The sequence below is a fragment of the Streptomyces sp. NPDC107654 genome (assembly GCF_055639035.1).
Genome location: NZ_JBVKBI010000022.1, coordinates 107,085 through 132,995 on the forward strand (window position 1 = coordinate 107,085; position 25,911 = coordinate 132,995).

Sequence of the window (25,911 nt, forward strand, 5' to 3'; positions counted from 1 at the left end):
GTCATCGAGGAGAGCCGTACAGTGCGTACACAGAAATGTCATGGACGTGCCATAACTGCCCTGGTGGGCGGCACGGCCCTCGTTCTCGCCGTCACCGGCACGGCTTCCGCTTCCGTTTCGGCTTCCGTACGGCCGGCCCACCGCGCCGGCCTCGAACGGCAGGCGCTGCCCGCCAAGGACGGCTGGGCGGCGTACGGCACCGGGACGACCGGCGGGGCCGCCGCCGACTCCGCGCACGTGTACACCGTGACCACCTGGGAGCAGTTCAAGGCGGCCCTGGCGGACGGCGGCAGCGCGCCGAGGATCGTCCGGGTCAAGGGCACGATCGACGCCGACGGGCCGGACTGCGCGTCCTTCGCCGTGCCCGGGTACGACTTCGACGCCTATCTGAAGACCTACGACCCGGTGGTGTGGGGCCGTGGCAGGAACCTCGACGCCGAGCCCGACGACAGCCCCGAGGGCCTGCGCCGCGCCTCCGCCGCCAACCAGGACGCCTTCGTCAAGGCCACCGTCCCGGCCGACACGACCATCGTCGGCATCGGCCGCGACGCCGGTTTCCGGGGCGCCAGCCTGCAGATCAAGGGCGTCGACAACGTCATCGTCCGCAACCTGACCTTCGAGAGCCCCCTCGACTGCTTCCCGCAGTGGGACCCCACCGACACCGCCGACGGCAACTGGAACTCCGAGTACGACAGCGCCGTCGTCCACGGCTCGACCCATGTGTGGATGGACCACGACACGTTCACCGACGGGGAGCACCCGGACAGCACCCTGCCGTCCTACTACGGCCGGATCTACGAACAGCACGACGGCGAACTGGACGTCGTCAAGGGCGCCGACCACGTCACCGTCTCCTGGAACGTCTTCGAGGACCACGACAAGACGATCCTCGTCGGCAACAGCGACAGCGCGTCCACGGCCGCCGTCGACCGCGGGCACCTGAAAATCACCTTCCACCACAACCTGTTCCGGAACCTGGTGGAGCGCGCCCCGCGGGTCCGGTTCGGGCAGGTGGACTCGTACAACAACCACTTCGTCGCCGGCGAGGACTACTCCTACAGCTACGGCATCGGCATGGAGTCGCACCTGGTCGCCGAGCACAACGCGTTCACGCTGCCGGCGGGCGCGAAGGCCGGTGCGGTGCTGAAGAAGTGGAAGGAGGCGCCGGTCACCGCCGACGACAACTACGTCAACGGCGAGCCCACGGACCTCATCGCCGTCCACAACGCGCAGGTGCCCGGCGAGATCCTCCGGTCCGGGGCCGGCTGGACACCGGTCCTGCGCACCAGGGTGGACCGGCCGCGGGCCGTCCCCGCCCTCGTCGACCACTGCGCGGGCGCCGGCCACCTGCGCTGACCCCCCGAGGGGGCCGGACCCCCGGCCCCCTCTCCAGCCGAAGGAGTACAGCCGTGCCCCTCTCCCGACGGGGATTCCTCACCACGGGCACCGCGGCCGCCGCGCTCGCCCTGACGTCCGCCCCCGCACACGCCCTCACCGCCCGCCCGTTCGGCCGCCACGGTTCCCCGGCCCGCCGCCTCACCCCCGGCACCCTCTACGTCGACCCGTACGGCCGCGGCGACTTCACCACCGTCCAGGCCGCGGTGACCGCCGCCACCGGCAGCGGACGGACCCTCGTGATCGCCCCCGGCCGCTACCGGGAGACGGTCGCCGTCGACGCCGGCCGCACGGAGATGACCTGGATCGGCGCCTCCGAGAACCCGCGGGACGTGGTGGTCGTCCACGACCGAGCGGCCGGCACCCCCAAGCCCGGCGGCGGCACCTACGGCACCACCGGTTCGGCGACCACAACCGTCCAGGCCGACGGGTTCACCGCCCGCTGGATCACCTTCGCCAACGACTGGCTGCGCGCCGACCACCCGGAGACCGACGGCACCCAGGCCGTCGCCCTGAAGGCGCAGGGCGACCGAGGCGCCTTCCTGCACTGCCGCTTCCTCGGCCACCAGGACACCCTGTACGCCGACTCCATGGCCCTCGGTGTCCTCGCCCGCCAGTACTACGGCCACTGCCACATCGAGGGAGACGTCGACTTCGTCTTCGGCCGGGCGACGGCGGTCTACGAACACTGCCACTTCCGCACCCTGAACCGCACGGACCTGGCCGCGGCACCCTACGGCTTCGTCTTCGCGCCCTCCACGGCCGCCGCCAACCCGCACGGCTACCTCGTCACCCGCAGCCGTGTCAGCAGCGAGGCCCCGGACGCCTTCTACAAGCTGGCCCGCCCCTGGGTCCCCAGCTCCGACCCCGCCGCCCGCCCGATGCTCGCCGTCCGCGACACCCGGCTCGGCCCCGGCATCGACGCGGCCGCCCCCTACACCGACATGTCGGCGGCCCACCCCTGGCAGTCCATGCGCTTCCGGGAGTTCCGCAACACCGGCCCCGGCGCGGCGATCACCGACCCCGCCGACCGCCCCCAGCTCACCCCGCCCGAGGCCGCGCGGCACACCCCGGCGGCGTACCTGGGCGACTGGACCCCCCGCTGAACCGCACCCGCACACCGTGCCCGGCATCGTCCGTGACCGTGCCGGTGGCCGGGACGACGCCGTCCTCGACGGGTGCTTCCGGGACACCGCGTGGCACCTCCAGATCGACGCTCGGCGACGCGCGACCCCAGTGGCGGGTGACACGGGAGGCCGCGAGCTGTCTCCTCAGTTGCCCCGTGGGCTCGATCTCCTCGCGAAGAAATGTGTACACCTCCTCCACTCCGTCGAGCATCACGGCGTAGGCGTGGGCGATTCCGAGACACCGACGTCGGCTGCCCGCCTCCTCGCAGACGGCCGTGACGTACTTCATCTCCCACCTTCGGCAGCTGGACTTCCGGGGCCTTGACGCCGTCCTCATCGAACCAGCCCGGCCGTTCGGGTCCTCGCGTCAAGCGGGCGTCGGGCGGAGGCAGTTGGAGGGCACTGCTCCGGGCCGGGGTGCCGCACGACGTGCGTATCGATCGGGTAACGAGGCTCGCTCTGCGTGTGTGATGCGCGTAGACAATCTGTGACCTGGTACATCACTCTCATCCACCAGATCCGGAGAACTCATGCGGAAGTCCCTCAAGGCGGTCGCGACCGGTGCCGCCTGTCTCGTCGCCGGTGCGGCGCTGTACGGCGCGGGCGCGGCCACGGCCGGCCAGTCGACGGCGAACTCCACCCACGAGCCGTACAACATAGGCGTCCTGGTGAAGGACATCGACACCTATTACGGCACCACCGCCGACGGCAACGGCGTCTACCAGGCGTCGCCGGACAGCCCGTACGCCGAGGACCTGGCGCGCATCGACGCCGACGCCAGGCGCTACATCGACAAGGCGGCCCGCAAGGCGCACCGGCACGGCGAGAAGCCGGCCGTCGTCTTCGACATCGACGACACGCTGCTGCTCAGCCTCGACTACGAGAAGCGCACCAACTACACGTACAACGGCACCACGTGGAACGACTACGTGAACAAGGCCGACCGCCCGGCCGTCTTCGGCAGCCCCGAGCTGGTCCGGTACGCCGAGTCCAAGGGCGTCGAGGTCTTCTACAACTCCGGTCTGACGGAGGCGCAGCGCGCCGCCGCGGTCGCCAACCTGAAGAAGGTCGGCGCCGATGTGAACCTCGACGCCGGCCACATGTTCCTCAAGGACAAGGCCAACCCGCCGGCCTACCTGAAGGACTGCGCCACCGCGGCCGCCTGGAACTGCACGACGGTGCAGTACAAGTCCGGCACGCGCCGGCACATCGAGGACGACCTGGGCTACGAGATCATCGCCAACTTCGGCGACCAGTACTCGGACCTGGACGGCGGGTACGCGAACCGCACGTACAAGCTGCCCAACCCGACGTACTTCGTCAGCTGAGCCGAGTCCTGTCCGTACGTCCTGAGCAGCCGTTCGTACCCGGCCCCCGTCACCGGCAGCACCGTGCCGTGGCGGGGGCTCGCCGGCAGCGCGCAGTCCGAGGAGGGGTCCACTTCCCGGACGCGAGGTCCGTCGTCTCGAACGGGACGTACCCGCCCGGACCGTACTCGTCGATGAACGGCGGACCCCGCCCGCGGCCCTACGAGTCGCCGGCCGAGCCGCCCTGCGCGTGCACGGCGAAGTCTCCGGTCACCGCGTACGTACGCCCCCCGGCCAGAGCGGTCATGACATACCGGTCGCGTCCCGCGTCGCGGCCCCCACGCGCGTGCTCGTACTGTCCCGCGAACACCCACGCGCCCGCCGGCACCGTACGCCCCTCCTTCAGGGTCCACGTGTAGACGACGAACCCGTCCTTCTCCGTGACGCCCTGGCTGAAGTCCCCCTCCGGCAGCGAACGCCACGCCCCCGTCGAGGTGACCCCACCGGTCCGGGCGACCTTCAGCTCGACGGTCAGGGAGGTCAGCGGCCGGGAGGTCTTCAGGGTCAGGTTGCTCTGCGCCCAGAAGTCGTTGCTGTGCGGGTCGACCGAGCCGTCCGACCACAGGGGGCCGTCCTGCTCGGCGCGTGCCGCCGGCGGCTCGGCCGGGGCGGTGGCCTCCGGGGTGCCGGACGGGGAGGAACCGGGCGTGCGGGACGGCTGACCGGCGCCCCCCTTGGTGGGCGCCGGGTCCGCGGAGTGGACGGGGGGACGGGTCGTGGGCGCGGGCGACCCCGAAGGCGTCGGCGACACCGCCACCGTCTGCCGGGCCGGCGGGTCGTCCTTCCGCACCGCGGACGCCACCGCGTAGCCCCCGGCCGCGAGCACACCGGCCACCGCGGCCGTCGCGGTGACCACCCGGATCCAGCCGGACACCGGCGGGCGTCCGGCCCGGTGGCCGGTGCGGGACCCCGCCGTCATGCCGCGCTCCACCCGGGCGAGGATGCGTGCGCGGTCGGGTTCGTGGGCCTCGGCCGCCTCGTGCAGCCGGGCGCGCAGCTCGTCGTGCACGTCCTGCTGCCTCATCGGTTCCTTCCTCCGCTCTCGCCGGACCGGGCCGCCATCGCCGCGTGCACCCGCCGCGGGTCGCCCTGCGGGCCGAGCAGCCGCTGCAGTTCGGCCATGCCCTTGGACGTCTGGCTCTTCACCGTACCCACCGAGACCCCGAGCGCGAGCGCGGTGTCCTTCTCCGACAGGTCGAACGCGTGCCGGAGCACCACGCACGCCCGTTTCCGGAACGGCAGTCGGCGCAGCGCCTCCTGGACGTCCACCGCACCGTCGACGTCCGGGTTCTCGGTCCGCTCCTCGCCCCGCGGCCAGAACAGCGCGATCCGCCGCCGCTCGCGCACCGCGCTGCGTATCCGGGTGCGGGCCAGGTTGGTGACCACGCCCCGTGCGTACGCCACCGGGTGGTCGGCCGCGCGGACCCGGTCCCAGCGGTGCCACAGGGCCAGCAGGGCGTCCGCAGCCAGGTCGTCGGCGGCGTCCGACTCACCGGTCAACAGGTGGGCGAGACGGGCGAGTTCGGCGTAGTGCCGTTCGAAGAAGGCATGGAACTCCACGGAGGCTGCGTCGTCGACGACTGTGCCCACGGGTGACCTCTTCTCGATACACGCTCGGTGAGTGTCATGTGAATGACATGCGAGGGCCAGGGGGAGGGCCCGGACCGAGATCCGGAAGCGTAGCAGTGATCATTTCGTGTCCTCGTGCGGGGGGTCGGACGTCGTATGGCGGACCGAACCCGTGAGGTGACACGGAGCAGACCCGGAAAGGGGTCGGCCGGGACCGCCGCGAGATCGCCGTCCCGGCCTTCCTCACCACCGCCGCGCCGGCAACGCGGAAACCGGGAGGTTACTTCAGCGCCGCCTGCATCATCGCCTTGGCCACCGGCGCCGCCAGTCCGTTGCCGCTCACCTCCGAGCGGGCCGCGTCCGACTGCTCCACCATCACCGCGACCGCCACCTCCTTGCCGTTGCCGTCGGACTTGGCGTAGGAGGTGAACCAGGCGTACGGCGTCTTGCTGTTGTTCTCGCCGTGCTGGGCGGTGCCGGTCTTGCCGCCGACGGTCGCGCCGTCGATCAGCGCGTTCGTGCCGGTGCCGTCCTTCACCACCGTCCGCATCGCCGACTGGAGCTGCTCGGCGGTGGTGGAGCTGACGACCTCCTTGGTGTCCGTGTCGTCGTCGTAGTCCTTCAGCACGTCACCGCCGCTGTCGGTGATCTGGGCGACCATGCGCGGCGACACCTGCTTGCCGCCGTTGGCGATGGTCGCGGACACCATGGCCATCTGCAGGGGCGTGGCCGTGACGTCGAACTGGCCGATGCCGGTCAGGGCGGTCTGCGCCTTGTCCATGCCGGACGGGTACACGCTGGGGTAGGCCCGCACCGGCACGTCCTGCGCCGCGTCGTTGAAGCCGAACTTCTCGGCCATGGCCTTCACCTTGTCCTGGCCGAGGTCGACGGCCATCTTGCCGAAGACGTTGTTGCAGGAGTACTGGAGGGCCACACGGATCGAGGCGTTCTCGCAGGGCGCGGACTTGTTCTCGTTCGACAGCGGACGCACCGTGCCCGGCAGGGTGTACGGGTCGGGGCTGTCGGTGCGCTGGTCCACGTCCTCGTACAGTCCGTCCTCCAGCGCGGCGGCCGCGACGACCAGCTTGAACGTCGAGCCGGGCGGCAGCGGCTGGCGCAGCGCGCGGTTGGTGAGCGGCTTGTCCTTGTCCGCGTTGAGCGACTTCCAGGCCTTGCCGGCCGTGTTGGCGTCGGTGAGCGAGGACGGGTCGTACGACGGCGTCGACACCGCCGCGAGGATCCTGCCGGTCTTCGGGTCGATCGCGACCGCGCCGCCCTTCTTGTCGCCCAGCGCGCGGTAGGCCGCCTTCTGCACGGCCGGGTCGATCGTGGTGAGCACGTCGCCCGGTTCGGCGCGCTCCCCGGTGACCGTGTCCATCACGGTCTTCAGCCGGTTGTCCGTGCCGTTCAGCAGGTCCGTGTAGATGCCCTCCAGCTGGGTGGGGGCGTAGGCCTGCGAGGCGTAGCCCGTCACCGCGGCGTACAGCTCGCCGTCCCTGTACGTCCGCTTGTACGCGAGGTCGCTTCCCTTCGTCCGGGCGGAGCCGGTGACGGCGTCTCCGGCCACGATGATGTTCCCGAGGGGCCGCGAGTAGGTCGCGATCGCGTTCCGCCGGTTGTCGTTGTCGTCCGCGAGGGCCTTGCCGTCGTAGTACTGCAGCCACGTCGCCCTGACCAGCAGGGAGAGCACCAGCAGCAGCGCGAAGACGGACGCCCGCCTGATCGTCTTGTTCATCCCGCTGGGAAGACGAGCGGGAGCGGGGCAATCGTTCCCGTACGACCGGTTTTCTCATCCGGGGTTCATCTCGTCCGGTCTCTCACGAACCCTCCAGGATCAGCACGACCTCCTCGATCTCCCGGCCCCGCGCACCGGCGTACCCCTGCGCCCGGGCCCTCTCGCGGAAGCCGCACTTCTCCAGGACGCGCAGCGAACCGGCGTTGTCGGCCGCCGCCCTCGCGTACAGCGGCCGTCCGGGCACCTCGGCGAGGAGGGCCCCCAGCGCGGCCGTCGCCACGCCCCGCCCCCAGTACGCGCGGTCGATCCAGTACGTCACCTCGCGCTCGCCGGCCACGCCGTACACGGACGCGGTACCGACCACCTTCCCGTCGGCCAGCACCGTGCGCAGCACCTCGGAGCACTCCCGCAGGCGCCGCCAGTGGGCCGCGAAGGCCTCCGGATCGTACGGGTCCTCCGGGCCGAACGCGGCCATCCGCGTGGCCTCCGGATCGGTCATCAGCCGGCGGAACACCGGCAGGTCACTGTCCCGTACGGCCCGCAGCGCGATCTCCATGGAGCCGAGCCTACGGCCCCGGGACCTCAGAGCCTGCGGGTCGCGAGCGTCAGCCGGTCCCGCGCGTCGAACAGCGCGTCCTTGATCATCTGCTCGTGGGCGGGGGTCAGCCGGGCCACCGGCACAGAGCAGCTGATGGCGTCCCGCGCGGGCGTGCGGTACGGGATCGCCACGCCGAAGCAGCGCAGGCCCAGGGTGTTCTCCTCGCGGTCGACCGCGAAGCCCTGCTCCCGGATCCGGTGCAGCTCCTCGATGAGCCGCTCCCGGTCGGTGAGGGTGTTCTCGGTGAGCGCGGGCAGGGTCTCCGGCAGGAGTTTGCGGACCTGCTCGTCGGTGCAGGTGGCGAGGATCGCCTTGCCGAGGGAGGTGGAGTGGGCCGGCAGCCGGCGGCCGACGCGGGTGAAGGGACGCAGGTAGTGCTGGGACTGGCGGGTGGCCAGGTAGACCACGTTGGTGCCGTCGAGCCTGGCCAGGTGGATGGTCTCCGTGGTGTCGTCGGAGAGCCGGTCCAGGGTCGGGCGGGCGGCGGCCACCACCTCGTCGCCGTCGATGTAGGAGGTGCCGACCAGCAGCGCCCGCACCCCGATGCCGTACCGCGTGCCCGTCGCGTCCGTCTCCACCCAGCCCAGCTCCACGAGCGTGCGCAGCAGCATGTACAGGCTGGACTTGGGATATCCCACGGCCTCCTGGACGGCCGCGAGCGAGTGCATGCCGGGCCGGCCGGCGAAGTATTCCAGCAGCTCAACCGTCCGTACCGCGGACTTGACCTGCGCCCCGCCCCCTGCGTCGCCTGCCGTCATCGCCCTTGACCCCTTCGTTGACGAGGACCTGAGTTATATAGTCTCCGAACAGCGAATTCATCATCAGAGACAGTGTTCAGTATATCGAACGCGGCTGATGGGTGAGCCTGGAACGTCGTAGTTGATGCGGCCTTTACTGGGAGGGACCCGCGGTGGCAGCAGCACCAGTCTGGAGTGTCGACCCGCGCACCGGGAAGCAGCGTGAACAGGTCGCGGTGGAGGCCACGGCCCAGGAGGTGGACGAGGCCGTCCGGGCGGCCCACGCCGCCCGCGGCTCCCTCGCCGACCGCACGGTCCGCGCCGCGTTCCTGCGCTCCGCCGCCGCGGGCCTGGACGCGGCCAAGGACGGCCTGGTCGAGACCGCCGACGCGGAGACCGCGCTCGGGCCGGCCCGGCTGACCGGCGAACTCGCCCGCACCTGCTACCAGTTGCGGGCCTTCGCCGACATCGTCGACGAGGGTGCCTTCCTCGACGTCATCATCGACCACCCCGACGCCACCGCCACCCCGCCCGTCCCGGACCTGCGCCGCTACAAGGTGCCGCTCGGCGTCGTCGCCGTCTACTCCGCCTCCAACTTCCCCTTTGCCTTCTCCGTCGCCGGCGGCGACACCGCGAGCGCGCTCGCCGCGGGCTGCCCGGTCGTCGTCAAGGCCCACCCCGACCACCCGGCCCTGTCCGAACTGGTCGCCAAGGTGCTGCGCCGGGCCGCCGCCGAACACGGTGTCCCCGCAGGCGTCGTCGGCCTCGTGCACGGCTTCGAGGCGGGCGTCGAGCTGATCAAGCACCCGCTGGTCGCCGCGGCCGGCTTCACCGGATCGGTACGGGGCGGCCGGGCGCTCTTCGACGCCGCCGCCGCGCGTCCGGTGCCGATCCCGTTCCACGGCGAGCTGGGTTCGCTCAACCCCGTCCTGGTCACCGAGGCCGCCGCGGCCGAGCGGGCCGAGGAGATCGGCGGCGGGCTCGCCGGCTCGATGACCCTCGGCGTGGGCCAGTTCTGCGTCAAGCCCGGCCTGGTGCTGGTGCCGTCCGGAGCGGCCGGCGACCAGCTGGTGAAGTCCCTGACCGACGCCGTCAGCGACACCGACGCCGGGGTGCTGCTCGACCACCGCATGCGGGACAACTTCCTCGCCGGGGTGGCCGAGCGCGCCCAGCTCCCCGAGGTGGACTCGCCGGTCACCCCCGGCGCGGGCGGCGAACACTCGGTCAGCGCCGGGTTCCTCACCGTGCCGGCCGAGAAGCTGGCCGAGGAGGGGGCGTACGACCTGCTGCTGGAGGAGTGCTTCGGACCGGTCACCGTGGTGGCCCGCTATGCCTCCGAGGCCGAGGCCACGGCGGTACTGTCGCGGCTGCCGGGCAACCTCACGGCGACCGTCCAGGTCTCCTCCGAGGAGGCCGCCGGACACGGGCGGGGGCCGGAGCTGCTCGCCGGGCTGACGCCGCTGGCCGGGCGCGTGCTGGTCAACGGCTGGCCGACGGGGGTAGCGGTGGCGCCCGCGCAGCACCACGGGGGGCCCTACCCGGCCACGACGTCCACGTCCACGTCCGTGGGCGGGACCGCCGTCGAGCGGTGGCTGCGGCCGGTCGTCTACCAGAACGCGCCGGAGGCGTTGCTGCCGGACGAGCTGAAGGACGCCAACCCCCTGGGGCTTCCCCGGAGGTTCAACGGGGTCCTGGAGCGCTAGTGCCCGACGAGAGAGGTCGACGGCCTTGGACATCCCCGAGTTGCCCTTCTCCCTGGAGGCCTGCGGGCCGGACGGCGACTGGTCCTACCGGGACGGGGTGCTGACCGGGCGGGCCGGACCCCGGCAGGACCGGTTCGTGCCGCCCACCGGGGAAACGCCGGAGCCCGCCTCCGACGCCCCCCGACTGCTCGGGGCGCCGCCCGCAGGCGACTTCCGGCTCGTCGCCCGGGTCTCCGTGGTGTTCCGGGACGCGTTCGACGCCGGGGTCCTCTACGTCCATGTCGGCGACCACGCCTGGGCCAAGCTCTGTCTGGAGTTCTCCCCGGACGTGCCCACCGTCTGCACGGTGGTCACCCGGGGGCACTCCGACGACGCCAACTCCTTCGCGGTGGACGGGGAGTCGGTGTGGCTGCGGGTCAGCCGGAGCGGGCGGGCCTTCGCCTTCCACGCCTCGCCGGACGGTGAGCGGTGGACCTTCGTCCGGTTCTTCACCCTGGGCGACGAGAAGGAGACCGGTGCCGCACTGGTCGGGTTCATGGCCCAGTCGCCGGTGGGGGAGGGGTGCGCGGTGACGTACGACCACATCGGCTTCAGGGCCGGCGCGCCGAGCGACCTGCGAGACGGAAGCTGAGGGCGAGGACCGGCACGAACAGGGGCACGCCGAGCAGCCTCCTGGCCCGCACGGACCGGGGGGCGCCGCCTGGGGCCCCGGTAGCCGCGGGCCCGCTTAACGCCCGCCCGGTGCGCCGGTACCGCGGACTCGCTTGGCGCCCGCCCGGTTCCGGTACCTGCGTTTCCGGCCTGGCGCCCGCCCGGTCCGCCGGCAACCGCCGACTCGCGCCGCGCCCGCCCGGTCCGTCGCACCGCCTCGCCCCGAGCGCGTACCGCCCCCGCGTCCGCCGCCGCGGAACCGCCCGGTGGACGGTGACGTCCTCCGCTGCGTGATCAGTGACCGTGTGACGGGTGCCCGTGTGATCCGGACCGCCCTGCCCGCCGAGGCGGAGAGGATCGCCGCGCTGCACCGCCGGGCCCGCTCGACGTACTACCCCGACGGTCTGCCGGAGGACGGCATCGACTGGACCGCGGCCTGGCGCGGTGCCGTCGGGCGCCCCGACGGGCAGGTGCTGTGTGTCGTGGAGGAGGGCACCATCACCGGTATCGCCTCCTTCCGGCCCCCGGAGGACGGCCCCGCCGGCACGGTCAGGCTGTACCAGTTCCACGTCGACCCCGACCGCTGGCGCTCCGGCATCGGTACGGCCCTGCACGCGGCCTGCGTGGAGCAGTGGTGCGCCGACGGCAGGCACTCGGCCGTCCCCGACGTCCACGTGGACAACCGGCGCGCCCAGGCCTTCTACGCCCGCCAGGGCTGGGTCCCCGACCCCGGCAACCCGCCCGCGGACGGCGACCACCACCTCTTCCTGCGCTTCTGCGTGCCGGCCGGGGAACGCCGGGGAATGGGCACGGCTGTTTGAACGTTCACGTACCGGGTGGGGAGCGTCCCCGTGCCCGTACGACCCGGAAAGAACGGAAGACATGCGCGTCGAGATCTGGAGCGACATCGCCTGCCCTTGGACCAACAGAGCCATAGGTTAGCGCACGGCCTCTGACCTGCATAGATGCGAGGAAGCCCCGCCCATCTGCCACGGGGGAGACAGACGGACGGGGCCAAGGAACCCGCGCCGGTCGGCGACGGACACGGGTGGTCAGCGAGCGGCGGCCAGCAGGTACCCAAGGAACCCTGCCAGCACGAACGCAGCGAGCCGCCAGCGAGTCACCATCGGATCGGCTCCGCGTCCCCGCCGACACATTCGGGACAGGGGCGCTTGTACGTCCAGCCGCACAGTTCGCAGCCGTCGAATCCGCAGCAGCCGTCACACCAAATGGCACGCTGTCCGGCGCAGCAGCCGCAGAGGTCACCTGACTTCCAAAGGCTCCAGGGTTCTTGCCCACCTGTTCGCCCGGCGCGCGGCTTTGGGTGGCGACTTTCCGAGCGGTCAGCGACAGGCACGCGCAGCCTGACCACCGGTCGAACAACGCGGGGACGTTCCGGGGCTGTGGTCACTTCCCGGCCCCGTGCGGGTGTGCCCGGATGATTCGCGCTGCCTCGAATCGGTCCCATGCCTTGCCGGTGCTCTTGGCCCTTTTCAGCGCGCGGGATGCTTCCTGGCAGGTTCCACAGCCAACCACCGGCCGAGCCTCGTAAAGCCAGTCATCTAGCGGGAGATCGACAGCGGGACCGGGGTAGGGCAAAGGCTCGGTCATTGGGCGACACCCCACACGGTCACCGCGCCAGCGCGCCTATGCGGGTGAGCGGCAATCTCCTGATTCGAACGGGCCACAGCCCCAAGCGCACCAGCCTCACGGGCCGTCTGCCGGGACTGCACCAGGACGGCACAGGTACGGCACCCCTCCACCCCCACTGGTTCCAGCGGAGCGCCTTTCTCGCTGATCTGCGTGGTGGCCATCGCGTCCCCTCGCTGTCGGCAATCCGGCGTCCAGCCTCCGGCCGTAATGGATCTCCGACTAGCGGCCCCGTGTAGGCCAACTGTCGGCCAGACTGGACGCATGGGGAGTGCAATCGGGGCCAACATCAGGCAACAGCGGGAACGGCTCGGGTGGAGTCAGGCACGGCTAGCGCGGGAGGTATGCCGGGCGGCCGGTGTAGTCGGCGAGCCGGTCGGACGACAGGAAGTCAGCCGGTGGGAGACAGGGAAGCGCACGCCGCGCGAATGGCTGCCGTTCCTCGCTGCCGCGCTGGCCGTTCCCGTAGAGACGCTGTGCGAGCCACAGACGCCCGCTGAACCGCCTTTGCCGACCCTCGCCGACTTCCTGCCCGCCGAGGACCCGCTAGAGCCTCTGACGGCCCGTACAGGCGGCCGAATCGGGACAGGGCAAGTTGCCGACCTAGCGCAGCGGGTGCACAGCCTCCGACTCGCTGATGACTTCCTAGCCGGTGGGGATCTCATGCGGCCAGCGCTCCGCGAACTCCGCAAAGCCGTTCGAATGTTCCGCGAACACAGCTACTCAAATCTGACGGGCCGTCAGCTACTTGTGCAGATCGGGGAGCTTGCCCAAATCGCCGGATGGATTGCCAGCGACGCGGGACAGCACGCCGAGGCAGAACGGATTTACCGGCTCGGCCTCAGCGCGGCCACACAAGCCGAGGACCGAACCCTTGCCGGAAATCTCGCCGGATCATTGGCCTACCAACTCAGCAACACCGGGCGGGAATTGGAAGGGCTAGACCTTGCCCGCGCTGCACTGGACGGGGCCGGGCCGGACGCACCGCCAAAGGCTCGCGCGCTGTACTTCGATCGGGTGGCGTGGGCGGCCACGAAAGCGGGAGGAACCGAGAATGCGCAGCACGCAATGCGCGCCCTCGGGGAAGCGTCGGAAGCGCTAAGCGCAGACAGCGGAGAAACCGAGGAACCGGCGTATCTCTATTGGGTGGACGCCGGGGAATTGCGGGTCATGGAATCTCGCGTCTACACAGAGCTGCGCCGACCGCTCCGCGCTGTGCCATTGCTGCGGGACGTGCTCGGCCGGTACGACGCCACACACACGCGCGAAATGGCGCTCTACCTCTCATGGCTCGCGGTTGCCTATGCCGACGCCAACGAACCCGAAGAAGCGGCGGCCACGGCGGAACGCATGCTCACACTGTCGGCCGACATTGCAAGCGAGCGGACAGCGGAAAGGGGCCGCGTAGTTCTCGCCCGGCTCGCTGAATACGCCGAGGTTCCGGAGGTTCGGGCGGTACTCGACAGCGCGGCAGCCTAGCGTCATCACCTAGGAAGGTTCCTAGGTGCCTACAATCTAAAGGCAGCGAAAACCCTTGGGAACGCTGGGGAGTGGCCGTCTGAGACCCCCGAGCCGGCGAAAACCTGGCCTTCGTTTCAAAGGTCGACCCCAAGAAACACGAAAACCCCCTGCGCCAACCCTCGCGGTGGAGGTGTGGCATAGGGGGTTCTGCGTGGGCACCTAGGAACGTTCCTAGGTGGTGCGACGCGTATGACCGGTGGCCTGTATGACAGCGCCGGGCGACAGCTTTAGGTAAGCGGCATACAGATCTAGCGCGCGTATGACAGCCTCGCTCGCTGTCTCACAGCCGGTCAGCTCCTGTATGGCAGCGAGGTTGGCGCGGGATTCATCGGTATGACGGACGCTTAGGACTTTAGCTCGTCTGGCCATTCGCCGCCGCCTCCCTCTTGCGCTGTGCTTCCTTGTATTCGCGGACTAGGTGCGCAGGCATTCCGGCATAGCGGATGCTGTCGAAAGCCTGCATTCTCGTCTGACGCCTGCGGTTCTCAATGGCTTCCCGCTCGCGGTACTTGCGCCGTGCTGCTGCCATCTGCTCGGCCCAATCGTCTATCCAAGCGCGAGTCTCGTCGTCAATCATGTCCGTTCTCCATACCAGCGGTAGCACACCTAGGAACGTTCCTAGGTGGTCAGTCCCAAATTCCATCGGGATCGTCGTCCTCATCCGGTGCAGCCACCGTGATTCGCGCAGCAGCGGACGGCGATAGCCCTAGCTCGATTCGCGCATTGCGGTTCATGGTCGAATAGGTGTTGAGAACCGTCGTAGCCGGATTCTTGACAAGCACGCCATTCGCGCCGAGGACGAGCAGACCGTCTCGGCTAATGAATCGCTCGGCCTCCCACATGCGAGCCTGCGAGGTACAGAACGTCACGACTACTTCCCGCTGTGCGTCGGTGATTCGGGTAGCAGCAGACAGCGCGGGAACGATGCGACGCCAGATCTCCGAGGCATCGGCCTTGACCTTTTCAGCGTCGGGGCCGTCGCCAATTACTGTGGACCAATCCGGCTCGGTTAGCTCACTCGGCGACAGCGATAGCCGGTCGGCATGGCGATCGGGGCGGTACGTGCCCTCTCGCTTGTGCTGATCGACTGGCTTAGCGAGTGTCATAGGGGTTCCTCCAGTGGGAATGAAAGGCGCAGGTCGCGCCACAGAAAAGGGTCTGCACTGCCATCACAGCTTTTCCCCTCCCTGCCGCTGGCCTGCGAGGCGAGGGTGGAGGCACCCCCCACCCCCTGGGGGTCTCACAGCGCGCGGGAGAGTGGCATATCGGCCTGCCAGATGCGCGAGCGCTCACACGAGCCGCGCTCTCATGCTGTCCGGCTCCTGTGCCGTCATGTGCAGGCGAGGCTGAATGCCTTATGGCAATGCTCAATGGCACTTGGCATGCATGGCACATAGGCACGCTGCGGATTGATGAGTGATCCTTGCGCCGAGTCGTAAGCGAGACAGCGAGCAATGGCGCAGCCTCGGACGAATGACAGCGCACTCGCGTCGACTGAATGCGAATGCGAGGTGCACACCATCACGCATCCTGCGCTGTGTTTAGCCCTGTAGCTGTAGGCATACGCGTACGCACAACACAGCAGCATGCGAATAGCCATGGCTTTATGCCCTGCGCTCGGACAGGTGGCCAGCGAGGTACTCACCTGCAAAGGGGGTGCGAACGATGGGGTGGGGGTATACCCGCAGGTCAGAAAGGGGGCCAGATCTCGCCGGCTCCGACCCCCCTTATGCGACAGCGAACGGTCACGCGAGCGACGGTAGCCCTAGTTCCTCCCGCAGCTCAGCAATCGGCACCGTGGGAATTTCTAGGTCATCGCGCGGCGGAGCCTGTAGATGGATCGGGTCGAACCAATGCCGCCAACTCGGAATCGTTCGGTACTTGGGCCCGCGCAGCATTGGAGTTCCGCCCCGCGTCGGGTGAACCACGTCAGCGCGGGAATGCGTATCCGACCAAGCGGGGGCCCCGGACGCATCACGGGGAAACCATGGATAGGTCCCGTTCGGTCCGGGGTCGAGAGCGTCACTAAGCATTGGTTACGACACCTTCGGCGGCACGATGTTGGCATAGCCGCGAGACTCCAGCGGCATAGCATGACCGGGGAAGATGGAGTACAGGCAACCCCACAGACGCGCATACCGAATCGGCTCGCCGGTCACGGAATCCACCGGCTGAATTGGAGCGCCGTTCACGTCACGCGGCCAATTCGGGTACGAGCCATCCGGGCCAGCGTCTAGCAGGTTGTCAGCGGTCGTCGCCATTACGCCTCATCTCCGTTAATGAAAGCCTCACGCTTGGCATCTAGCTCGTCCGCATAGTCAGCACCCTGCATGTTGGCCGCATGCTCGGCCGCCTCGATAAGGACCGTGAGGAATCGTGAATCAACGCCCCCAGGCGTATGCGCGTCGTGGATCGTGTGACCCGTAGTCCGCATCTTCGCGTTCGTGGCGAACTGGATTAGGTAGTAAGACTCTCGGTTAGCCGTACGGGACTCAACGAACGCTTGGAACCAAGGCTCCTTTAGCAGCAGCTCAGCGCAGCGCCGCAGAGCGTCGTTGTACTTATCGTGTAGCCGCTTGTTTTCGGCCTCCCACGATTCCACGGTGCGCTTGTCGAATTCCATTGCGCGCTCGTCGCGTCGCTGCTCCTCTTCGGCCTGAGCGACAGCGAGGGCGGCCTCAGCTTCAACAAGAGGAGAGTTCTTCTTCTCGACCTCAGCGCGCAGCTTCTCAACCTTGGTGCGCAGCGCTTCAATATCGGTCATCAGGCATCCTTTCCAGAAACATCACGGCCAGCATCGGCAGCGGCCTGCTTGGCGTCCTTGTAGTAGCCCAGAGATAGGCGCATCGAGGGGCTTAGCGGCTCACCCTTTGCCTCTAGCTCAGCGGCCTTTTCCATGTTCTCGTCGTACCGAAAGGCATCAGCGCGAGAACGTAGAACGTAATTGTTGCCGTCAGGGTTTTTGTCTCGCGCGTTCACGCGTTCTCCTTAATGGCTAGTCCGGCGAAATACTGTCGCCGGGTCTTGGTGCGGAAGGGTTGGTATCCAGCGCTGCGCACGATCCGGGTAAACGGACCCAAGGGAACCGGGCCGACACCGTTACGCGCCGCCCATCGGTTCACAGCGGACAGCAAGTCGACAGAGCTAACGGCCCCGTGGGCATCGACCGTGACCGCACGCAGAGCGTTGAACACAACAGCGCGATAGGCGGAATCGTCGCGCATTGCGGAAACCTCCAGATAAACAAAAAGGCCCCCTCACTTGGTCTCGGCATAGACCAAAGCAAGGGGGCCTTACCGGCGAGCGCTTACACGCACTCACCGAAGAACTTGGGGAAGGGTTGCGGATGCCGCCGCAGGGTGGGCACCTCGGAACGTTCCTAGGTGATGAGGACCGGCCGGAGCGGTTAAGCGCCGACCGGTCATCACCCGCCATGGAGAACGCGGAGATACCACGCAGACAGATTCTCGCTGTCTGCTATCTAGAGAGCGTGTGAGTTAAGTTCCAGGACGAAAAAGGGCCCCGAGCCGGCCGTCACGGCTAGGTTGTGCCGGAGTCGTTATCAAAGTCGTCGCGGCACTACAGCGGGGGATGACGCAATGACGCTGGTGACACTCTCCCAACGAGAGTTCTCTATATGGGTATCTCTACCCTCAATAACTTTCATCTACCTAGCGTCACTTGCGTCACTAGCGTCATTACCGCAGGTCAGAATGGGTGACGCTGAATGACGCAAGGGGCAGTGATGACGCATCATGTGTCACCGCCACCCCTCCCGCTGTTATGCCAGCGGCGATTCCTTGGAATTCCGCAAGCGTCATGACTCAGCAAGCGTCACTAGCGTCAGCCTGCGTCATGCTTGCGTCAGCCCTCGAAGATGCCGGGGCCGCTAAGCGTGTCATTCGACAGCCGCACACCGCGCAATCCTCGTGCCTTGCTGGAACGGAACGGCTGAATGGAACTGTCCCGCTCCCGCAGCGCCGTAGTCAGCGTGCGCGACGACTTGAACGGCGGAATACCCTGATCCTCGGCCCAAATCCGGTAAGCCTCCCAAAGGTCTGCCGTAGGCGTCTCCGCTGTCGGATCGGCCACCAGGACACCGGGGAAGAATCCGGCTAGCGGGTCGGACTCCTCGCGGTATTCCTTGGTCGCCTCTACGACGGACGGAGTTTCACCTAGACCGTTCGCGTACCACTCGGCGGCACCCCGGACGGCCCAAGCAAGGATGCCGGGGAACTCGGCGCGTAGGGTTTCCTCCAGCGAGTAGTCCCGCTCATGCGGCGCAAACTTGCGCTCGAAAGGCAGCAGCTTGACGCGTCGCCAGGTGCCGTAATCCTGCTCGCGGATTTCCGGCCGGTAGTTCGTGGCTAGCAGAATGAGCGCCTGTGGCTTGAACGAATACGGATCGCGGTACTTGGGGTTGACGTTCATCTCTTCCCCGCCGGTCGCATTCTTGATAGCCGCACTATCGAGTACCGCGCCACGGTTCGTCTCGCTGGCCAGAGCGAGCCGGGCCCCGCGTAGTAGTTCAGCCTCGGAACCACCGCGCTTAGCCCCGCTGCCGGTGAACATGTCGAAGGGCACGGTTACAGCATGCTCGCTGAATAGCCAGCGAAGCGTGTTCAGGAATACCGACTTACCGTTGGAGCCCTCGCCGTACAGGACAGCGAAAACCTGCTCTCGCGTGTGGCCGGTAATGCCGTAGCCGATGAGCCGCTGAACGTATGCCGGTAGCTCGGGGTCGCCGGGGAAGACTTCCGCGAGGAAGCGCAGCCAGCGCGGGCACGTTGCATCGGGGTCGTAGTCAATTCCCACAGCGCGGGTAATCATCTGCTCGGGGTGGCCCTCGAATAGCTGCCCCGTCCGCAGGTCGACCACGCCATTACGGCAGGCGAGCAAGTCGGGGTTGCTGTCCCACGAGAGGCCATCCACGAGAACACCGGGGAGCGTGCGCAGCATTGCCACAACGGCGTCACGACGGGCACGGGAACCGAGGTTCTTGTACTCGAATGCCGTCAGCCGGTCGCGCGCCTTTAGTCGGTACTGACGAATGAATTCCTGCGCTGCCTGCTCGACCATGTGGCCGCTAGGGTGCCACTTCCAGGAATGGCCACCCTCGGAGTAAAGGGCCCAACCAGTGGACCGGTCGAAGCGCACGTTTCCGCCGAGGTGGTCGAATAGTGCGCGGGCTAGGTCGTCGTCGCTGTCTCCCTCGATAGTGTCGGCGGCGGCATTCTGTGCGGCGAGCGCTGCGAATGCCTGCGCAATCTCGGGCGGTAGGTTCTTGAGAACGTCGGTGTCAATACTCATCGGGTGGCCTCCAGCGGGACGAGGTTGTAAGCCCCTCCGGGGCCGTTCTTGCAGTGGGCTACTCGCTGCCCATAAGCAGGGTTCTCCGGGTCGCCTGCGCCGTGCCGGTGCAATGCTCCACAGAGGGGGCAGGAAAGCACCAGCAGGCCGGGCCCTAGTCGCGGGTCGGTCGGCGGAATGAAGCGTGCGGGAACGTCGGTTAGGACGGCGCTCCCGCTGGGTAGTCGGTCGGGCATCTCTTGGTTCTCCATGGGTGAGCACCTAGGAACGTTCCTAGGTGAGTTCAGCGAGTGGTGCCGTACGTCTTGCGCTGGTAATAGGCGTGATTCCGGCAACGGCGCGAGCACCACTTAGGGCGCTGACCGGTCCCGCAGTACGGCGGCAGCGTGTTTCCGCACACGCACTTATCTGTCATGACTGCCTCTCGTAAGACGCGTCTTAATTTGAGCCAAAGAAAAGACACCCTCGCCGGGTGCCTCGCTGTTGAGAGAGTGAGTGCGTTAAGCGGTTCTCGCTGCCCTCGGTGACCAGAGAGCGAGTGGGTTAACCGCATAGCGGGTGCACTAGGTAATACCGGGCACGTTCGTTACGGCATTCCTGAAAATCCGGTATATCCGAGCCGGCGGTCGCCTATATCACTCTGAGTAGTTGTTTGGCTACAGGTGCTGAATGTTGATTGCGGGGTGAGATTGAGAGAGTCCAATGGGTTTTCCGCGAGCCGAACAAAAACGGGGTTCCCGATCGGCACTCGACACACGGCCCGCTGTGCGTCTTTCTGGCGGCCGGTCGGCGGGCGGTGCGAGGAACGGGCCAACGAGGGGGCGGGAACGGCTCAGGCGGCCGTCTGTGGGCTGTCGCGGGGCCGTTGTCGGCAAGGGCTGATCACCGTCCCTCGCTGGCCGGTCCGTCTGGGGCTCTGGTCGGCTGTCTGTGGGCATGGGAAAGGCCCGGCGGGGAAGTTGTCCCACCGGGCCTCTCAGAGCCTCTCAGGCGCGCCTACACGGTCTCAGACGTCTTACGACGCTGGCGTGTCCTCTCAACGAGCCTCACGCCCGCCTCAAAGGCCGTGTCCCATGCCGGGTCACTGGCCTCCCGCCAATGGAACTCCAGCCGGTCAAACGCAGGCACTCGATGCCCCCGACCCTTGGACGGCTTGAGAGTGATCCCCTTTTTCGTGAGCGCGGCCCGCAGTAGTGCCCGCTGTCCGGCGATACCGGCACTGTTCCACAGCGCGATAAGTGCCTCTGAATCCATCAGCGGGGACAAGTCCGCTTCCCGCGTGAGTTCGGCGAGTTCGGCCTTGAGAGATTCGATCTGCGCGTCAAGTTCACGCTGTAGGTTCTCGTATTCAGCCTCGCTCATTCGAGTGGCAACGATGAACATCTTTCGGAGTTTGATCTCTCGGCCCACCGCCGATTCCAGTGCGGCCGTCACCTGAGCCTTACGGTTCTCCTTTTCCGGGTCCTTGTAGGCGAGCCATTCGCGGGCGATTTCGTGGAGCGTGGCCGACTCGGGAGACAGGCTCAGGATGTGGGCGAACCACGCTTGGGTAACTGCCTCGTCGGCGCGCTCCCGCCCGATGGAAACGCCCTCGCAGACGTGCGCCCCCTCGTTGGTCCGGGCGTAACAGCGGTAAGCGGGCCCGCTGCTGACTTCCTGTGCGCCACACCGGCCGCAGTGCATGATCCCCGAAAGAAGATTGGAGATCTCCCGCTTTCCGCGTGCACGGTTGCCCACGGGCCCGTTCTTTTGAGCGCGACTCGCCAGGATTTCCTTGATCTTGACGTGTTCCGCGAATGTGATGACGCCCTCGCCGCAGGAGACAGGGTTCCCCTTCTTGTCGCACAGCGGAGTGCCACCACGATGGTATTTGCCGGTCCAGCGTCCGTTCTTGTCCAGCATCCTTTCCCGCTGTGCGACGAGACCGGCCCAAGTCACTGCGTGAGCAAGCGCGATGATGCCCGTTGCCTGCCAATTCTTGCCGTGACGAGTCTTCGACCCTTCCTCGTTAAGCGTTGCGGCGATCCAAGCGGGAGTCTTCCTGTCCAACAGGTATTCGGCGATTCGCCGGGCCGTCGGGTATTCCTTGGGGTCGTGCTCTAGCCGCCCCTTTCCCTTGACAGCGCGCAGACCGTAAGGCGTCACGCCGCCGGTCCACTTACCGTCTGCCTTGTGCGAGTCCATGCCCAGCTTGACGAATTCGCCGAGTTCCGCCACCTGCTCGCGTGCCTGCTCTGAAAACAGCGCCATGAACGTGCGGCCCCTGACGGAATCAAGGTGCTCGACTACCGAGTAAAGGCGCGCTGCCTGTTCTTCGAACTTGTCGAGGAGCAAACCAACCTGGCCCGACCCTCGGCGAGAAAGGCGGGACATCTTGTAGACGTACAGCGTTTTGGAGAGTCCGGCTTCCGCGACAGCGGCAGTTGCCTTTTCGAACTCCTCGCGCCGGACGTAGCTCTTGCTCGCACTCTTCTGCTCGAACCAGACGTGCCGAATTCGCTTGCCTTCCTTGACAGCGTGCGCGCACATACGGCGGACCTGCTCGCGGAGTGCGCTAAGAGAATCCTTCTTCTTGCTGCGGCGGACGTACATTTCCGCGAGATCAGCGGGGGAGCCTACGGCGGGCAGCCAAAGGCCAAGTTCTTTGAGTTCGTCGTCCTCGAAACCGAGGGAACGCAGCGCGGGGTAGTCATCGCGGTGCATGCGTCTTGGTCCAATCTCCGAAGTCGGACCGCCCCGGTGCTGTGGTCTCTCCCGGCTCGGCGGAATCCTTCGAGATTCACGAGCGCGTGGGTTAAGAACCGCAGGTCAGAGCGGTTGTGGCTTCGTTGGTCCAAGCCTGCCCCTGGTGCTATGTGGGCAAGGCCCGCTTCGAGAAGGCGCTGGCTGCCTTCCCGCACCGTGACGAGGTCGAGGTGGTGCACCGCTCCTTCGAGCTGGACCCGGGCCGCGCCAAGGGCGATGTGCAGCCGGTCATCACCATGCTGACCAGGAAGTACGGCATGAGCGAGGCGCAGGCCCAGGCCGGCGAGGACAACCTGGGCGCCCAGGCCGCCGCCGAGGGGCTGGACTACCGCACCCGGGACCGCGACCACGGCAACACCTTCGACATGCACCGCCTGCTGCACCTCGCCAAGGAGCACGGCAGGCAGGACCGGCTCGTCCAGATCCTCTACCGGGCGAACTTCGCCGAGGAGCGGTCCGTCTTCACCGAGGGCGACGAACGGCTCGTGGAGCTGGCCGTGGAGGCGGGTCTGGACGCCGAGGCCGTGCGCACGGTGCTCGCCGACCCGTCCGCCTACGCCGACGAGGTCCGCGCGGACGAGGCGGAGGCGGCCCGGCTCGGCGCCACCGGTGTGCCGTTCTTCGTCCTCGACCGGAAGTACGGCGTCTCCGGCGCCCAGCCCGCCGAGGTCTTCACCCAGGCGCTGGCCCAGGCCTGGGGCGAGCGGGCCCCGCTGAAGCTGGTCGGCCAGGGCGGTCAGGGCGGCCACGGGGACGCGGCGGCCTGTGGCCCGGACGGGTGCGAGGTCCCGCAGAACTGAGAAATACGCAGGTCGGGGCCGTCGTATAAGGGCCGCTAAGGGCATCCACGTAAAAGTTCGCAATGGACGGGCAGTTCCGTGGGACGCAGAGTGGACCCATGGAGACCACGGAGACGTTCGACCGCCTCGTCCGCGCCGAGTTCCGCCCCCGGACCAGCTACCTCAACACCGCGAGCAGCGGCCTGCTGCCCGCCCGCACCGTCGCCGCCCTCCAGGAGGCGGCCCTGCTGCGGGCGGAGGGCCGGCCGCTGCTGCCGCTGTACGAGGAGGTGGAGGTGTGCCGGGCCGCGTTCGCCCGGCTCGCCGGTGTCCCGGCCGACCGGGTCGCGGCGGGCGCCTCGGTCGCCGCGCACACCGGCGTGATCGCCGCCTCGCTCCCGGCGGGCGCCGAAGTCCTCACGGCCGAGGACGACTTCACCTCCGTCCTCACCCCGTTCCACGTCCGCGGCGACCTCAAGGTGCGGACGGTCCCGCTGGAGCGGATCGCCGATTCCGTCCGGCCGGGCACCGCGCTCGTCGCGGTCAGCGCCGTCCAGTCCGCCGACGGGCGGGTGGCCGACCTGGCCGACCTGCGCGAGGCCGCCCGCGCCCACGGCGCCCGCACTTACGTCGACTTCTCCCAGGCCGCCGGCTGGCTGCCGCTGGAGGCGGACGCCTACGACTTCACGGCCGGCGTCTCCTTCAAGTGGCTGATGGGCCCGCACGGCGCGGCCTTCCTCACCGTTCCCGAGGACTTCGGCGGACTGACCCCGGTGCTCGCGGGCTGGGTCGCGGCCGAACACCCGTGGGACAGCTGCTACGGCCCGGTGGCCGAACTCGCCCGCTCAGCCCGGCGGTTCGACCTCACCCATGCGCTGTTCACCTTCGCCGGCCTGCGCCGGTCCCTCGAACTGATCGAGGAACTCGGTGTGGCGGCGATCCACGCCCACGACCTCGCCCTCGCCGACCGCTTCCGCGCCGGTCTCGCCCGCCTCGGCCACGAGCCCCTGCCCGCCCCCGGCTCGGCGATCGTCTCGGTGCCCGGACTCGGCTTCCGGCAGCCCGCGCTGAGCGAGGCCGGCATCGAGGTCTCGGACCGCGCGGGCAACCTGCGCGTGGCCTTCCACCTCTACAACACGGCCGCGGAGGTCGACCGGCTGCTGGACGCGCTGTCCGGATGACATGCCCGGGCCGGGCCCCCCGTCCCACACGAGGAGGCCCGGCCCGGTGGTCCCACCAGGGGCGCGCTACGTCACCGCAGCGGAGCGGCAGCGGCCGGACCGCGGCTCATCGGACCGGCGTGAAGTCACGCGCCCCGATGAACTCGGGCCGTCGCACGGGGGCCGCGAACGGCTCGACCGCGGTGTTCTCCACACTGTTGAACACGATGAACACGTTGCTGCGCGGGAACGGCGTGATGTTGTCGCCCGAGCCGTGCATGCAGTTGCAGTCGAACCAGGTCGCCGAGCCGGCCCTGCCGGTGAACAGCCGGATGCCGTGCTCGCTCGCCATCGAGGTCAGCGCCTCGTCCGACGGCGTACCCGCGTCCTGCATCTGGAGGGACTTCTTGTAGTTGTCCTTCGGCGTGGCGCCCGCACAGCCCAGGAAGGTCCTGTGCGAGCCCGGCATGATCATGAGCCCGCCGTTGGTGTCGTAGTTCTCGGTCAGGGCGATCGAGACGGACACCGTCCGCATGTTCGGCAGGCCGTCCTCGGCGTGCCAGGTCTCGAAGTCGGAGTGCCAGTAGAAGCCGCTCGCGCCGAAGCCGGGCTTCACGTTGATGCGCGACTGGTGGACGTACACGTCGGAGCCGAGGATCTGCCGGGCCCGGCCGACGACCCGCTCGTCGCGCACCAGGTTCGCGAACACCTCGCTGATCCGGTGCACCTCGAAGACCGAGCGGATCTCCTTCGACTGCGGCTCCACGATGGACCGCTCGTCGGCGCGGATCGCCGGGTCGGTCACCAGCCGGTCCAGCTCGCGCTTGTAGACGGCGACCTCGTCCGGGGTGATGAGCTGGTCGACGGCGAGGAAGCCGTCCCGCTCGTAACGCTGGAGGTCGGTCGCGGCGATCGGGCCCGGGGTGTCCGGTGCGCCCCAGACGACGGGATCCTGGCGGGGGACGGTCACCTCGGTGGTGCCGCGGGTGGGGTAGAGGTCCTTCACGGTGGCAGTGGTCATGGCTCTCACACCTCCTCGGGCTCGGTGAGCAGCGGGTAGACGCCGTTCTCGTCGTGGTCCTCCCGTCCGGTGACCGGCGGGTTGAACACGCAGATGCAGTGGAAGTCCTCCTTGACGCGCAGCGTGTGCCGCTCGTGCCCGTCGAGGAGGTACATGGTGCCGGGGGTGATCGTGTACGTCTTCCCGGTCTCCTGGTCGGTCAGTTCGGCCTCGCCCCGGGTGCAGACGACGGCCTCGATGTGGTTGGCGTACCACATCGACGTCTCCGTCCCGGCGTACAGGATCGTCTCGTGCAGGGAGAAACCGACCCGCTCCTTGGCGAGGACGATCCTCTTGCTCTCCCAGGTGCCGGACGCCGCCTTCACATGACGGTCGGTGCCTTCGATGTCCTTGAACGATCGGACGATCACGGGGTGCGTCTCCTCCTAGCTGGTCAGGCGGTTTCCCGGACGGCGCGGGCGAGGACGCTGAGGCCCTCGTCCAGCTCGTCGGAGGTCGTGGTCAGGGCGGGCAGCAGCTTGACGACCTCGCCCTCGGGGCCGGACGTCTCGATGAGCAGCCCGAGTTCGAACGCGCGCCGCGCGACCCGGGAGGCCCGGTCCTTGGCGTGGAACTCCAGGCCCCACACGAGTCCGCGCCCGCGGTACTCCTTGACGTCGGCGAGGTTCTCCTCGGTGATGGAGATCAGGGCCTGTTCGACCTGCTCCCCGCGGCTGCGGGTCTGCTTCTCCATCGCGGCGCCGTCGGCCCAGTAGGTTTCCAGGGCGGCGGTGGCGGTGACGAAGGCGGGGTTGTTGCCGCGGAAGGTGCCGTTGTGCTCGCCCGGCTCCCACACGTCGAGTT

General features: G+C 68.3%; 24 protein-coding genes and 1 pseudogene. 10 read left to right on the forward strand and 15 right to left on the reverse strand.

All coding sequences use genetic code 11. From position 1 onward, the window contains the following. Positions 1-21 precede the first annotated feature (21 nt). From ACZ7N4_RS30560 to ACZ7N4_RS30570, 3 genes are all read left to right on the forward strand, one after another. Positions 22-1,356, forward strand: a complete 1,335-nt coding sequence (locus ACZ7N4_RS30560; protein WP_471364439.1) for a pectate lyase family protein — start codon at positions 22-24, stop codon at positions 1,354-1,356. Between the two features lie 53 nt (positions 1,357-1,409). Next, a complete protein-coding gene (locus ACZ7N4_RS30565; RefSeq protein ID WP_471364442.1) occupies positions 1,410-2,501 on the forward strand; it encodes a pectinesterase family protein in 1,092 nt (363 codons plus the stop codon). A 551-nt stretch (positions 2,502-3,052) separates the two neighbouring features. Next, the gene (locus ACZ7N4_RS30570; protein ID WP_471364446.1) at positions 3,053-3,850 is read left to right on the forward strand and encodes an HAD family acid phosphatase; all 798 of its coding nucleotides are present in this window, start codon (positions 3,053-3,055) and stop codon (positions 3,848-3,850) included. Between the two features lie 199 nt (positions 3,851-4,049). On the opposite strand, the gene ACZ7N4_RS30575 is transcribed toward ACZ7N4_RS30570, so the two are convergent. The 5 genes from ACZ7N4_RS30575 to ACZ7N4_RS30595 form a co-directional block, all read right to left on the reverse strand. Continuing rightward, the gene (locus ACZ7N4_RS30575) at positions 4,050-4,913 is read right to left on the reverse strand and encodes a hypothetical protein (RefSeq protein WP_471364449.1); all 864 of its coding nucleotides are present in this window, start codon (positions 4,911-4,913) and stop codon (positions 4,050-4,052) included. Beyond that, a complete protein-coding gene (locus ACZ7N4_RS30580; protein ID WP_471364452.1) occupies positions 4,910-5,479 on the reverse strand; it encodes a SigE family RNA polymerase sigma factor in 570 nt (189 codons plus the stop codon). Before ACZ7N4_RS30580 ends, ACZ7N4_RS30575 begins: the two co-directional genes overlap by 4 nt. A 259-nt stretch (positions 5,480-5,738) precedes the next feature. Beyond that, positions 5,739-7,193, reverse strand: a complete 1,455-nt coding sequence (locus ACZ7N4_RS30585) for a peptidoglycan D,D-transpeptidase FtsI family protein (protein ID WP_471364455.1) — start codon at positions 7,191-7,193, stop codon at positions 5,739-5,741. An 82-nt stretch (positions 7,194-7,275) separates the two neighbouring features. Further along, positions 7,276-7,749 carry a GNAT family N-acetyltransferase gene (locus tag ACZ7N4_RS30590; protein ID WP_471364458.1) on the reverse strand — a complete coding sequence of 158 codons (474 nt, stop codon included), beginning with the start codon at positions 7,747-7,749 and terminating at the stop codon, positions 7,276-7,278. Positions 7,750-7,775: 26 nt separating this feature from the next. Beyond that, a complete protein-coding gene (locus tag ACZ7N4_RS30595) occupies positions 7,776-8,549 on the reverse strand; it encodes an IclR family transcriptional regulator (protein WP_471364462.1) in 774 nt (257 codons plus the stop codon). Between the two features lie 152 nt (positions 8,550-8,701). Here ACZ7N4_RS30595 and ACZ7N4_RS30600 point away from each other — a divergent pair, with 152 nt between their 5' ends. The 5 genes and pseudogenes from ACZ7N4_RS30600 (at position 8,702) to ACZ7N4_RS30620 (ending at position 14,011) form a co-directional block, all read left to right on the forward strand. Then, positions 8,702-10,231, forward strand: coding sequence for an aldehyde dehydrogenase (NADP(+)) (locus ACZ7N4_RS30600; protein WP_471364465.1), 1,530 nt, complete (start codon positions 8,702-8,704; stop codon positions 10,229-10,231). Between the two features lie 25 nt (positions 10,232-10,256). Next, complete coding sequence (locus tag ACZ7N4_RS30605) at positions 10,257-10,862, forward strand: DUF1349 domain-containing protein (protein ID WP_471364468.1); 606 nt, start codon at positions 10,257-10,259, stop codon at positions 10,860-10,862. A gap of 340 nt (positions 10,863-11,202) precedes the next feature. Continuing rightward, complete coding sequence (locus ACZ7N4_RS30610) at positions 11,203-11,703, forward strand: GNAT family N-acetyltransferase (RefSeq protein ID WP_471364471.1); 501 nt, start codon at positions 11,203-11,205, stop codon at positions 11,701-11,703. Between the two features lie 1,093 nt (positions 11,704-12,796). Beyond that, positions 12,797-12,991: pseudogene (locus tag ACZ7N4_RS30615) on the forward strand (helix-turn-helix transcriptional regulator); the annotation flags it as partial. A gap of 243 nt (positions 12,992-13,234) precedes the next feature. Next, on the forward strand, positions 13,235-14,011 hold the full coding sequence (locus ACZ7N4_RS30620) for a hypothetical protein (RefSeq protein ID WP_471364524.1): 777 nt from the start codon (positions 13,235-13,237) through the stop codon (positions 14,009-14,011). A gap of 394 nt (positions 14,012-14,405) precedes the next feature. On the opposite strand, the gene ACZ7N4_RS30625 is transcribed toward ACZ7N4_RS30620, so the two are convergent. The 7 genes from ACZ7N4_RS30625 to ACZ7N4_RS30655 form a co-directional block, all read right to left on the reverse strand. Continuing rightward, entirely contained in the window at positions 14,406-14,630 is a 225-nt protein-coding gene (locus ACZ7N4_RS30625; RefSeq protein ID WP_471364475.1) for a hypothetical protein, read from the reverse strand. Positions 14,631-14,679: 49 nt separating this feature from the next. Then, the gene (locus ACZ7N4_RS30630; RefSeq protein WP_471364478.1) at positions 14,680-15,159 is read right to left on the reverse strand and encodes a phage terminase small subunit P27 family; all 480 of its coding nucleotides are present in this window, start codon (positions 15,157-15,159) and stop codon (positions 14,680-14,682) included. Between the two features lie 1,154 nt (positions 15,160-16,313). Then, positions 16,314-16,817: a hypothetical protein gene (locus ACZ7N4_RS30635; protein WP_471364481.1), complete on the reverse strand. Its 504-nt coding sequence runs from the start codon at positions 16,815-16,817 to the stop codon at positions 16,314-16,316. Further along, positions 16,817-17,032 carry a hypothetical protein gene (locus ACZ7N4_RS30640; RefSeq protein WP_471364484.1) on the reverse strand — a complete coding sequence of 72 codons (216 nt, stop codon included), beginning with the start codon at positions 17,030-17,032 and terminating at the stop codon, positions 16,817-16,819. Before ACZ7N4_RS30640 ends, ACZ7N4_RS30635 begins: the two co-directional genes overlap by 1 nt. Beyond that, complete coding sequence (locus ACZ7N4_RS30645) at positions 17,029-17,277, reverse strand: hypothetical protein (RefSeq protein WP_471364487.1); 249 nt, start codon at positions 17,275-17,277, stop codon at positions 17,029-17,031. Before ACZ7N4_RS30645 ends, ACZ7N4_RS30640 begins: the two co-directional genes overlap by 4 nt. Positions 17,278-17,917: 640 nt before the next feature. Next, positions 17,918-19,363, reverse strand: coding sequence for a DNA primase family protein (locus ACZ7N4_RS30650; RefSeq protein WP_471364489.1), 1,446 nt, complete (start codon positions 19,361-19,363; stop codon positions 17,918-17,920). A 996-nt stretch (positions 19,364-20,359) separates the two neighbouring features. Further along, positions 20,360-22,066: a recombinase family protein gene (locus ACZ7N4_RS30655; RefSeq protein WP_471364491.1), complete on the reverse strand. Its 1,707-nt coding sequence runs from the start codon at positions 22,064-22,066 to the stop codon at positions 20,360-20,362. Positions 22,067-22,182: 116 nt separating this feature from the next. Here ACZ7N4_RS30655 and ACZ7N4_RS30660 point away from each other — a divergent pair, with 116 nt between their 5' ends. After that, positions 22,183-22,908, forward strand: a complete 726-nt coding sequence (locus tag ACZ7N4_RS30660; RefSeq protein WP_471364493.1) for a DsbA family oxidoreductase — start codon at positions 22,183-22,185, stop codon at positions 22,906-22,908. Positions 22,909-23,006: 98 nt separating this feature from the next. Further along, positions 23,007-24,068 (forward strand): aminotransferase class V-fold PLP-dependent enzyme, encoded by a 1,062-nt coding sequence (locus tag ACZ7N4_RS30665; protein ID WP_471364495.1) that lies wholly within the window; start codon positions 23,007-23,009, stop codon positions 24,066-24,068. Between the two features lie 106 nt (positions 24,069-24,174). On the opposite strand, the gene thpD is transcribed toward ACZ7N4_RS30665, so the two are convergent. The 3 genes from thpD to ACZ7N4_RS30680 all read right to left on the reverse strand — a co-directional run. Next, positions 24,175-25,068, reverse strand: coding sequence for an ectoine hydroxylase (gene thpD / locus ACZ7N4_RS30670; RefSeq protein ID WP_471364499.1), 894 nt, complete (start codon positions 25,066-25,068; stop codon positions 24,175-24,177). 5 nt (positions 25,069-25,073) lie between these two features. Continuing rightward, complete coding sequence (locus ACZ7N4_RS30675) at positions 25,074-25,478, reverse strand: ectoine synthase (protein ID WP_471364502.1); 405 nt, start codon at positions 25,476-25,478, stop codon at positions 25,074-25,076. Positions 25,479-25,501: 23 nt separating this feature from the next. Beyond that, a partial coding sequence (locus tag ACZ7N4_RS30680; protein ID WP_471364505.1) for an aminotransferase class III-fold pyridoxal phosphate-dependent enzyme occupies positions 25,502-25,911 on the reverse strand: 410 nt, incomplete at its 5' end.